This is a genomic window from Acinetobacter haemolyticus (genome assembly GCF_900406815.1).
Lineage (GTDB): Bacteria > Pseudomonadota > Gammaproteobacteria > Pseudomonadales > Moraxellaceae > Acinetobacter > Acinetobacter haemolyticus_A.
Map to the genome: position 1 here is coordinate 1 of NZ_OVCN01000031.1, position 10628 is coordinate 10628.

Here is a 10628-nt window from a genome sequence, read left to right on the forward strand (position 1 = left end):
TTCTAATTTTTTGTAGAGCACCCCTATGTCAAAAATTAAAGCTTTTGAAGCAAATTCTATCCATGAATTAGAAGAATGTATTAACAATTGGTTGAGAGAAGAATTTGTTAACAGTAAACAAAAAATAAATATCACCTTTATTAGCCATTCTTATACAAACTCTCATTTTGATGCAAAATTTAATGCTTTAATTGTTTATGAGTACTGCTAAAAAAAATACAAACAACCAGTTGAATACATTATATTTTTTAAAATATTTAATTTATTCAATTAGTTTTATTTAATAAACCGTTTTCACAGAACGCGTATTACTCACAAAAACATTAACAACAGATACATAATGACACAAAAAACTCCTCATAATTTCTTAATGACGACGTGGGCTTAGGGAGAGGATGACATGCCACAATATTTGCGAATAGCTGAAAAAGTCTACAAAGAGTTGAAAGAAAATAGAGAGCTTAGCTCTGATCCCCTCGAGAACTTAAATAAGTTAATGATCAAGATACGGAAAGAAATTAAAGGGACGAAAATTAAGTTACTTTATAACTTTATTGATTTCGAAGAGTGTTTAGTAAAGCCGAATTCTGAATGCAGAGTTAAGCTTGATATTAGCTTAATTCCAACGCTTAAAAATGAAGATGAGTTTATCTTATGGTTAGCAAGTTTTATCGAAAAAATTACAACAGATGGTAAAAAAAGACTCCCCCCTATTCGTAAGGATATTCCGCCAGAATTTAAATACACGCCACCTAAAGAAGCCAAGCATATGCCTCTTCCCGAGCCTGAATATTCTAAAAGTGGTGAGCTGATTAAATCTTATTTTAATTCTGATGAGTTTTTGGAAGTTTTAAATAAAAAACCTCTTTAGTGCAGATATAGAAGTGTGTTTCTGGACCGTACACACTTCTATTGTTCGCTGTTTATACAGCAACCGCCTACATGGCGGTTTTCTTTTTTATCAAAACCTTTATACAACCCATTAAAAAACCTCATTTAAGTTCTAAATGAGGTTTTATTGATACCATATCATTTATTTATTCAACGCCCGACTTCGATACCATGCATCTCTTGATGCATATTTTGCTTCATCCCAGGATAATCGAGACTCTCTATTCTCTTGAAGCCAAATTGCTCTTAGTTCAGTTTCTACGTCTTCAAATTTGATATTCTCATCATAGCTATGACTATTTTCATAACCGATACGATAAGCATTCCGATAGTCTCTCTCATAATCTAGATCGGGGTGATTTGCTTTCGCTGCACTATAATACGGTTGTTGAAAATAGTGCTCTCGCCAATAAGTATCTTCGATAGTAGGATCTACTGCCTCACCAACAGCATTACCAAATACCCCACCCATCAGTGCACCTACGGCACCACCTACAGCAGTACCTACTGGTCCTGCAGTACTACCGACTGCTGCCCCAGCCAAGGCACCACCAACGGCACCTACACTTGACTCTACAGGATGGGTTGCAGATTTGGTAGGAAGATTCGGTTCTAAATCCTTATCAATATCATCTGGTAGATTTTGGATACGTCTACGCGCATCATTATCTTTATGTATCATTGTAAAACTCCTCTCAGAAAATATAACTCAAGAATTTAAAAACTAACGTCTAGCTGAATCTTAAGTTAGATATTTCAGCTTATTATTTTTTTAAGTTAAAAAAGGTTATTTGATTTTTTATTGAGTTAAAAACTAGATGAGTAGGTAAAAACACTAACAAATTGAAATAATTTCTAATATGTATTACATCATAAAATAAAGCCGCCTTTGCGCTAGCGGCTTGCTGTATACATCAGCGAATAAAATTGCAAGATTTATTAATTATTCTTATCTTTATAAAAATTTTATATCTTTTGGTATAGTATTTAAGTTAAATTCAGCTGGAATAGTGTCTAGTAATGGAGGTAGTTTCTCTTTTCCTCCTATTGTTATTTTCTCGATAAAACCTGCTAACCATAAGATAAACTCATCTTGATGCTTATAGTTCGGTATTAAGCTAACATCTACATTCATATAATCTTCGATAATTTGATTTTTAAAACCTGAATTAAACTCAATAAAATTATACATTAGCTTCATGTCAGTACCTTTAATTTCTTTGCGTATCTCCCTAAGCAAACAATTTACGTACTCAACTGGCTTGTTTGAGAATTTCCTCTCATCCATAAGATTTTTATAGACTTTTTCTGCTATTTTCAAATATCGTGGCATCGGTAGTCCCTCTTTTTTTATCCCACCATATTATGATGAATTCGTTATTTTCAATTTGTAATCATTCTTATTAATATTGTGAGAATTATTTCCTTCCAGCAACAAAGACATAGTTGGTAACAATTCTCTCTTTTTAATTTCGTCTCTATCTTGTTGAATTTTCAACCTTTAATTATTTATATTCAAGATATTTTTTCCATATATCATGCTTATACTATCTTATAGTGATTAAACATTTTCTTACTTTATTAATAATAAACCAAACCAATATACAAATATGTAATAAAAAAAAATTTAATGTTTCATTACGGAGGATATAACTAGAATATTCATCATACTTATAAGGTCAAGCATACAATTTATAAACTATCAAATTATATACTTTAAAATGGAGTAAATAATGGACCTTAATTTAACCGTATTAGAGCTAGCACGACTTCAATTTGCCTTTACCGTTTCCTTCCATATTATATTTCCAGCCACTTCAATCGGTTTAGCTTGCTTCTTGACTATACTAGAGTGGCGTTGGTTGAAAACTAAAAATTTAATATATAAAAGTTTATATAAATATTGGATTAAAATTTTCGCTATATCATTTGGTATGGGCGTGGTTTCTGGTGTCGTGATGAGCTATCAATTTGGCACGAACTGGAGTGAGTTTTCACGAGTTGCTGGTAGCATTATGGGGCCTCTTTTAACATACGAAGTTCTCAGCGCATTTTTTCTAGAAGCGGGATTTCTTGGAATTATGCTATTTGGCTGGGATCGAGTGAGTCCAAAAGCCCATTTCATTTCTACATTTATGGTCGCGCTCGGTACATGTATTTCCATGTTTTGGATTTTATCTTCAAATAGTTGGATGCAAACTCCGCAAGGTTTTAGCATTGAAAATGGCATTATTGTTCCCTACGACTGGCTTTCGATTATCTTTAATCCTTCATTTCCCTATCGCTTAGCTCATATGGCAGGCGCGGCCTTTTTAGTCTCAGCATTGTTAGTAGTCGGCACTGCGGCATGGCACTTGTATAAAGGTCGTCGTGATGAACTCATTAAAAAATCATTCTCAATGGGATTGTGGATGGTTCTTGTCACTTCTTTACTACAAGCATTTATTGGCGATCTACATGGCTTAAACACTTTAAAACATCAACCTGCAAAACTTGCTGCCGTAGAAGGACATTGGGAAACCAATTATGATTCAGCTATGCCTTTAATACTGTTTGCAGTTCCCGACATGCAAGCAGAACGCAACAAATACGAAGTCAGTGTACCTTATTTAGGCAGCTTAATTCTTACACATAGTTTAAATGGCACGGTCACTGGATTAAAAGATTTTCCGCGTGAAGACCGTCCAAATGCGCTTATTGTTTTCTGGAGTTTTAGGGTGATGGTTGGGCTGGGATTACTCATGGTAACCCTAGCACTCCTTTCATTGTGGTTAAGAAAACGTAAACAGCTCTATGAAGCAAAATGGTTTCATCAATTTGCTATTTTTATGGGACCGATGGGTTATATCGCCATGCTTGCAGGATGGATAACTACTGAAGTGGGCCGGCAACCTTGGGTTGTATATGGGATTATGAGAACCAGTGAGGGATTATCGCATACGGTTTCAGCAGAACAAGTTGGCTTAAGTCTCACTATTTTTGTTGTCGTTTATACCATCGTCTTTGGTACCGGTATTTATTATATAGTGAAATTAATAAGAAAAGGCCCTGTTTTTGTTGATGCACAACCACATGAAGTTGCAGGACTCGGTCATTTCAAAACACCTATGCGCCCGCTCAGTGCTGTGGATGAAAGCCTAGATGAAAAAACAAACTCACAGGAGAAATCCAATGATTGATCTTTCTTTAGTATGGGTTGGCGTTATCGGTTTAGCAATTTTGATATATGTGATTATGGATGGTTTTGATTTAGGAATTGGTATTTTATTTCCTTTTTTCAAAGATAAACTAGAACGTGATGTCATGATGAATACCGTCGCTCCTGTTTGGGATGGAAATGAAACCTGGATGGTGTTAGGCGGTGCTGGTTTATTTGCGGCTTTTCCATTAGCTTATTCAACGATACTGTCTGCGTTCTATATGCCCATTATTCTTATGGTGATCGCTTTAATTTTTCGTGGTGTCGCATTCGAATTTCGTTTTAAGGCAGGCCGAACCCGTTATTTATGGGATTATGCTTTTCTTTTAGGATCGGTCATTACGGGTTTACTCCAAGGAATCATTTTAGGCGCTTATATCCAAGGCGTTGAAACGAATCAGGGAATATTCTCAGGAGGACCTTTCGATTGGTTGACCCCTTTCTCCGTCTTCACTGGCATCGGCGTCGTAATCATGTATGCAACTTTAGGTTGTGGTTGGCTAATTTTAAAAACAGACCATGAATTGCAGCAAAAAATGTATCAATTAATGCCGAAGTTAATTATTTTATTACTGCTTATTTTTATTGGGGTAAGTTTATACACGCCATTGAAGCAACCAGAAATTGCTGAGCGCTGGTTCACGATCCCTAATCTGTATTATTTTAGCCCTGTGCCTATTCTTGTAGTCCTATTTGTTTACTTAATCTTACGGGCTTGCAAGCAAAAGCAAGAACTTAAACCATTTGTTTATACATTAGTGTTAGTTTTTCTAGCGTTTAGTGGTTTTGTTATTAGTCTTTGGCCAAATATTATTCCCCCTTCCGTTACGATTTGGCAAGCCGCCTCTCCTTACTCAAGTCAACTATTTACACTCATAGGTGCTCTAATCCTAATTCCAATCATTATGAGTTACACCATTTTGGCCTATTGGGTATTTAGAGATAAAGTAAGACCGAATGATGAAGGTTATCACTAGAGGGAGAAAATAATGAAAAAGCAACCCGCAAAAATAAGTTCGACTCAATGGTTTATTATACTTTGGTTAGGTGGTTTTTTAACGTTATTCCTAATTGCTGGTTTATTTAAAGTTTTATTGTTTTTTATATAGTTTTTCAAAAATTAAAAAAGAAGTTCTTTCGGGAACTTCTTTTTTATGACCAATTAAATAGGAGAATTTCTTTGTTAATTTCAGAAAATCATGACCTTACTCCTCTTTTTCCATAAGAATCCTTTGATAGCCATCACTACCACTTAACGTCCTAGCAGAATCTTTTTCATTATTGATTTCTCTATAATTTATTATTTATAAATATAAAGAAGCCACTTAAAGTGGCTTCATAACATCAGTTTTATTTAAAAAGGAAAAGATCTAAATTAAACTTAACGTTCAATCCATATCTTTATTATCCTTTTTCTTTTCTTTTTTAGTCTTGCAACAATACCCGAACATTGCACCAATGCTAAAATAGAACATTCTATGTAACATGTTAATCTCCACTAAGAAATAGATAATACAAGTTAACACCTACAATGTTTATGTTATAAAAAAATTAATATAATTTATGTTTCAAAAGAAACTTTTTGTAAACTTGCTCTACTCTATATGTAATAAAATCTTACCTTGTATACAAACAATTAAAAATGTAAGTTATGTTTTTTAATATGTTTAATTATTGACATTTCAACTTTATAAAAATAAAAAAATCATCATACTCATAATTAAAATTCTATCAATATGAGGGAAAAGAAATTGAACTATAATAAGGAAGACCCCAACCTAAATTTAGATATTCTCGAAAATTTACTTCAAGATTCTACTTATAAACACAATAAAAAATGTCTTTTTTTAGATATTGATGGCACCCTTTGTGACTTCAAGTTGGACCCAAATAATTGCTTTATCCCCAATAAGACCTTAAATATAATAGAAAATATTCGAGCCAAAGATATTCCCGTGATTGCAATTACTGGGAGGGATATTGTTTCTGCTCGTGAGTTGTTTAAATTTATGGATATACCCATTGCGGCATTACATGGGCTAGAAATATATTTCAATAGAGAGAAAAAAAACTCATTAAATAAAAATCTCTCCACTATCTCATATATACACAGCATGATTTCAAAAGCATGCATACCTTACCCTAACCTTTTGATCGAAAACAAAAAAAGCTCTGTTGCATTGCATTATCGAAAATGTCCAGAACTCGAGTTTGTTGCAAAGAAAATTATCAATGAGAGCCACAGTCTTTTCCCTGAACTTAAGTTAATCGAGGGAAAATTTGTTTTTGAATTAATTTCTGCAGAAGCAAATAAAGGATTTGCAATCCAGAAGATGCTGGCTCATTTGAATATCACAGACGTTTTCACTCCTATCTTTATAGGTGATGACATAACCGATGAAGATGGCTTCACTGTGGTAAATAAAATCAACAACGGCATCTCAATTAAAGTGGGCAAAGGCCCAACAAATGCAAAATATTTCTTAAATGACATAACTCAAGTACAGGATTTCTTAGCTTTATTTTTAAAAAATATACCTACAGAAGAAAGAGTTTCAACGACTGATGACTTAAGTGGAGAAGAAATATGTCTAGACTAATAATATTGTCTAATCGAGTATCAATTCCTAACGCTCAGAAAGTAAGTGCTGGCGGACTCGCTGTCGCCATACAAGATGCTTTAAATGATATAGGTGGTATATGGTTAGGATGGAATGGCGAAAAAGTCGATACTCAAGAAGAAGTTCTTTTTAATGTATTGCGCAAAAATGAAATCGAATATATCACTTGCCCTTTAACTCAAACCCAGTTTTCTCAATATTATTGTGGGTTTGCCAATAATGCGCTATGGCCAGCCATGCATTATCGTTCAGATCTCATTGAATACAATTCAAAAGAATATGAAGGGTATCAGCAAGTAAATTATTTATTTGCCAAAAAATTGGCAGAAATTGCTCAACCAGAAGATTTAATCTGGGTTCATGACTATCATTTCTTAAGTGTAGCCAAATATTGTCGTGCACTTGGTATGAAGAATAAAATTGGCTTCTTTTTACATATTCCTTTTGCTCCTTTATCTGCTTGGCAAAAAATCCCTTGTGCTCAGCAATTGATCGAGGATTTATGTCAATATGATATTTTAGGTATGCAAACAGAAAAAGATCAGAAAGTTTGTATGCAGGTTTGCACATCTTTATTAAAAGCACAAAAAATTCAAGAAAATTTATTAAGTTATCATCAACGTTTAACGATTATTAAATGTTATCCGATTGGAATTAATCCCGGTGCAATTCAGAAAGCGGCACAACAATTCATCGATATGAAGGATCTTCTGAACCGCCCTATTGAACTCAACTCTCCTAAAACTATTATTGGTGTAGATCGTATTGATTACTCAAAAGGGCTGTTGGAGCGGTTCCTTTCTTATGCTGACTTTTTAGAAAAATATCCGCAATACAAGCAGCACATCCAACATTTACAAATCGCTTGTCCTTGTCGTTTAGAAGTTCCTGCTTATCAACGTTTATTTGAACGTTTTAAGATTAAAATTAAACTCATAAATCAAGAATTTGGTCAGGAAGATTGGCAGCCCATAGAATGTATTTATGATGCCATCAAACACCATCATTTAATGCAAATCTATCGACAAGCAGATATCTGTTGGATTAGTTCTATTCGTGATGGAATGAACCTTGTTGCAAAAGAATATATTGCGGCACAGGATCCTACAAACCCAGGTGTTTTGATTTTATCTCAACATGCGGGCGCGGCTGAAAAAATGTCTGAAGCAATTTTGGTCGATCCTACGGATAAAGTTGCTATGGTGAATGCTTTAAAAACAGCATTGGAAATGCCACGACAAGAACGTATTTTACGTTATAAACAACTAATGAAAGGATTAAAAGATTTTGATATCAATGATTGGCGTAATACATTCTTAAATGATTTACGATTCAGCCAGTCAACACAAGATTTCAAATACAAGAGAATGCGTAGTGTTAATACAATCTATCATGATTTATAGAAAATCAATTTCTGAATAAACTGGCAATGTATTAACATTGCCAGTTTTCTTAAAGCTTATTTCACATAAGTGAAACGGTTTAAGGCAACAATCAATAATAATAAACATGATAATGCCATGAAAATTGTACTTAACCCGATCAGTTCGCCAATCATTCCAATAAAGGCAGGACCTACCAAAACTCCTGTATAAGCCATTGTCGAAACAAAAGAAATTGCTACAGTTTTACCCATTAAAGTCTGACGTCCAGCACGGGAAAACATGATAGGTACAATATTCGAGCAGCCTGCACCGACCAATGTATAACCAAGCAATACTACTCCCCAATGCGGCGCAATACTGACCATAGCTAAACCAATCGTTGAGCAAATAGCACTATAAGTTAAAAGTTTTCTCTCTCCGAAATATCGAATCAAATACTGTCCAGAAAAACGTCCTGTCGTCATTGCTATTGCAAAGAATGTATAGGCTAAACCAGCATAGGCAGTATTGACTCCATATTCATGAGTCAAATAGATCCCGCCCCAATCCATTGCAGCGCCTTCAGTCATAAAGACGATAAAGCACGCTAAACCAATCAAAATAATTAAAGGTTTCGGAATACGCTGAGTTAAGGTCTCTTTTTCAGTTGAAGGAGTCACACAATCAACTTTTTCAATGGCTTTTATACCCAAAGGCACAACCAGTAAAGAGATGATTCCCAGAATCAAACTAATCGCAAGCGCACTCACTACAGGTGAAACATTAAAAGTTAGCAAAGCTGTAATCGTTAATACACCTGCTAATCCACCTAAGCTGCACATCCCATGAAAGCCAGACATGAGTGATCTCAAGCTATTCTTTTCAACGACGACGGCCTGAATGTTTAATGCAACCCCTAAAATTCCAGCTGCTGTACCAAATAGAAATAAGGATACTGCCATCATTAGAGGAGTGTTCCATAAACTTAAACAAGGTAACAAAACAGCAAGCAGCAGTAGTGCAAACCCAATTGGTATACGGCAACCAATACGTTGTACAATTTTACCTGTCGCTGGCATTGCAAGCATTGCGCCTAATCCACTGCATAACAATAACAAGCCAAAGTTGGCATGATTAAAGTCCAAGCGCTGTTGAGCAAATGGAATTAACGGCGCCCAAGCAGCGGTGGCAAAACCGAGACCGAAAAAGCTAAAACGAGTAGAAAGACGTTGAGCACTTAATTGAATTTGAGGATCAATAAGAGCAGTTCTGGAAAAAAGGATCATTCAAAACCATCCAAATAAATTAACTCAGTTCTTCCATTACAGATAAATTTCCATAGAAAAACCCCTGTCAAGTTATAGAAGAGATCTATAACCTAACAGAGGCTTTAGTGGCGAAATTATACACAAAAAAAATATTAATAGTATATTTTTACATAATTTTAAATCTATATTTTTCAATAAGTTAAAATATTTTTTAAATTAAAACTAAGATCTTTATTTCTAATAGTTTTTTATATATTAAATAATTTTATTTTTGTAATTACAAAAAAGTCAAATAGTTATGGACTTACCTCCAATAAATGGGGAAGTGAAAAATCATTTGGTCAACTTATAATCTCTTAATTACTACTCGATTGAGGCGATAAGACTTAAAAATATGGAAAGAACAACAGCCTTATGTTTTCAAAAATTGTCTTAACTTTACATCAGCATTTTCTGAATCTTAATAAGATCAACTAGATTCTCTCCTGTTTCATTATTTGTATGTAAATAGGTTATTCTTAACACTTTTTTTGTTTCGAGATTCTTGAGGAAACGCAAAACAATTGGCATTTCACTCAGATCGAAACTTCGACCAATAAATAAGAACTCTCCTATCCCTAGCTGGTTAATCTTTTCCTCTAACATTTCAAAGTTAATCATTTTAACCATCCAAGTAAGTCGTTATATTTATATTAACTTTATTTTTAAGGCTTAATGTACCAATAAACAATTCCATTACATAAAATTTTAAAACATATCATAAATTTACATCGCAATATTTTTTGATTATTTTAAACATAAAAAAATACACTAATGTAAATGTAGCATTGAAAATAAATATAAAACGTATAAATATTATAAATAAGTCACAAAACTTATTGTTAATATTATTTTTAAATCTTAAATCTCTCATCTAACCCTAGAGGTGAGTTGAATGAATAGAAAAAGCTACTCCACTCCTTTTAGTCAATATATTTCAAAAGATAGTCATAATTTTTATTATGTACGTATCGGTTCAAAAATATATTCAACTCAAATCACACTAGATTACACGCCTAATTTTGATAGCGAATTCTTTGGTGGAAAACAGGCTCCTGCTTTTGATTGGGAAAAAATCATGGTGAGAAGTACCATGCAAGAAACACCTCGAAAGATAACAAAAGAAGAATTAGAAAAAAGTTGGTTTAAACAGGAGTTCAAGAGAATAATTAATTATCAAAGAGCAAAAGAACGAAATGCCCAGAGTAGTCAGATTTCACGCTATAGTTCTAATCAACGTATAAAT

General features: G+C 33.8%; 11 protein-coding genes and 1 pseudogene. 8 read left to right on the top strand and 4 right to left on the bottom strand.

From position 1 onward, the window contains the following. Positions 1–25 precede the first annotated feature (25 nt). Both DK207_RS15255 and DK207_RS15260 read left to right on the top strand, forming a co-directional pair. Positions 26–211 (top strand): hypothetical protein, encoded by a 186-nt coding sequence (locus tag DK207_RS15255; protein ID WP_109441932.1) that lies wholly within the window; start codon positions 26–28, stop codon positions 209–211. Positions 212–400: 189 nt separating this feature from the next. Then, positions 401–871, top strand: a complete 471-nt coding sequence (locus tag DK207_RS15260) for a hypothetical protein (RefSeq protein ID WP_109441933.1) — start codon at positions 401–403, stop codon at positions 869–871. A gap of 162 nt (positions 872–1033) precedes the next feature. On the opposite strand, the gene DK207_RS15265 is transcribed toward DK207_RS15260, so the two are convergent. Together DK207_RS15265 and DK207_RS15270 are read right to left on the bottom strand one after the other, a co-directional pair. Then, complete coding sequence (locus tag DK207_RS15265) at positions 1034–1573, bottom strand: glycine zipper domain-containing protein (protein ID WP_109441934.1); 540 nt, start codon at positions 1571–1573, stop codon at positions 1034–1036. 273 nt (positions 1574–1846) lie between these two features. After that, positions 1847–2224 carry a hypothetical protein gene (locus tag DK207_RS15270; protein ID WP_228247953.1) on the bottom strand — a complete coding sequence of 126 codons (378 nt, stop codon included), beginning with the start codon at positions 2222–2224 and terminating at the stop codon, positions 1847–1849. 400 nt (positions 2225–2624) lie between these two features. On the opposite strand from DK207_RS15270, the gene DK207_RS15275 reads away from it, so the two are divergent. The 5 genes from DK207_RS15275 to DK207_RS15295 all read left to right on the top strand — a co-directional run bounded on the left by DK207_RS15275 (position 2625) and on the right by DK207_RS15295 (position 8114). Beyond that, complete coding sequence (locus tag DK207_RS15275; RefSeq protein ID WP_109441935.1) at positions 2625–4070, top strand: cytochrome ubiquinol oxidase subunit I; 1446 nt, start codon at positions 2625–2627, stop codon at positions 4068–4070. After that, positions 4063–5067, top strand: coding sequence for a cytochrome d ubiquinol oxidase subunit II (gene cydB, locus DK207_RS15280; protein WP_109441936.1), 1005 nt, complete (start codon positions 4063–4065; stop codon positions 5065–5067). The genes DK207_RS15275 and cydB overlap by 8 nt, the downstream gene beginning before the upstream one ends. A gap of 12 nt (positions 5068–5079) precedes the next feature. Then, the gene (locus tag DK207_RS15900) at positions 5080–5199 is read left to right on the top strand and encodes a DUF2474 domain-containing protein (RefSeq protein ID WP_109441937.1); all 120 of its coding nucleotides are present in this window, start codon (positions 5080–5082) and stop codon (positions 5197–5199) included. A 642-nt stretch (positions 5200–5841) separates the two neighbouring features. Further along, the gene (gene otsB, locus DK207_RS15290) at positions 5842–6690 is read left to right on the top strand and encodes a trehalose-phosphatase (protein WP_227553804.1); all 849 of its coding nucleotides are present in this window, start codon (positions 5842–5844) and stop codon (positions 6688–6690) included. Continuing rightward, on the top strand, positions 6678–8114 hold the full coding sequence (locus tag DK207_RS15295; RefSeq protein ID WP_109441939.1) for a trehalose-6-phosphate synthase: 1437 nt from the start codon (positions 6678–6680) through the stop codon (positions 8112–8114). The genes otsB and DK207_RS15295 overlap by 13 nt, the downstream gene beginning before the upstream one ends. A 56-nt stretch (positions 8115–8170) precedes the next feature. Here DK207_RS15295 and DK207_RS15300 read toward each other — a convergent pair whose 3' ends face one another. Both DK207_RS15300 and DK207_RS15305 read right to left on the bottom strand, forming a co-directional pair. Further along, the gene (locus DK207_RS15300) at positions 8171–9361 is read right to left on the bottom strand and encodes an MFS transporter (RefSeq protein WP_109441940.1); all 1191 of its coding nucleotides are present in this window, start codon (positions 9359–9361) and stop codon (positions 8171–8173) included. Positions 9362–9781: 420 nt separating this feature from the next. Continuing rightward, the gene (locus tag DK207_RS15305; protein WP_109441941.1) at positions 9782–10003 is read right to left on the bottom strand and encodes a hypothetical protein; all 222 of its coding nucleotides are present in this window, start codon (positions 10001–10003) and stop codon (positions 9782–9784) included. A 274-nt stretch (positions 10004–10277) separates the two neighbouring features. Here DK207_RS15305 and DK207_RS15310 point away from each other — a divergent pair. Next, positions 10278–10628, top strand: a pseudogene (locus DK207_RS15310) (hypothetical protein); the annotation flags it as partial.

Excerpts from the sequence above, each read along its gene's own strand:
- DK207_RS15265 (WP_109441934.1), bottom strand. The coding sequence starts at position 1,573 with ATGATACATAAAGATAATGATGCGCGTAGACGTATCCAAAATCTACCA.
- DK207_RS15255 (WP_109441932.1), top strand. The coding sequence starts at position 26 with ATGTCAAAAATTAAAGCTTTTGAAGCAAATTCTATCCATGAATTAGAA.
- DK207_RS15270 (WP_228247953.1), bottom strand. The coding sequence starts at position 2,224 with ATGCCACGATATTTGAAAATAGCAGAAAAAGTCTATAAAAATCTTATG.
- DK207_RS15305 (WP_109441941.1), bottom strand. The coding sequence starts at position 10,003 with ATGATTAACTTTGAAATGTTAGAGGAAAAGATTAACCAGCTAGGGATA.
- DK207_RS15275 (WP_109441935.1), top strand. The coding sequence starts at position 2,625 with ATGGACCTTAATTTAACCGTATTAGAGCTAGCACGACTTCAATTTGCC.
- DK207_RS15260 (WP_109441933.1), top strand. The coding sequence starts at position 401 with ATGCCACAATATTTGCGAATAGCTGAAAAAGTCTACAAAGAGTTGAAA.
- DK207_RS15900 (WP_109441937.1), top strand. The coding sequence starts at position 5,080 with ATGAAAAAGCAACCCGCAAAAATAAGTTCGACTCAATGGTTTATTATA.
- DK207_RS15295 (WP_109441939.1), top strand. The coding sequence starts at position 6,678 with ATGTCTAGACTAATAATATTGTCTAATCGAGTATCAATTCCTAACGCT.
- DK207_RS15300 (WP_109441940.1), bottom strand. The coding sequence starts at position 9,361 with ATGATCCTTTTTTCCAGAACTGCTCTTATTGATCCTCAAATTCAATTA.
- cydB (WP_109441936.1), top strand. The coding sequence starts at position 4,063 with ATGATTGATCTTTCTTTAGTATGGGTTGGCGTTATCGGTTTAGCAATT.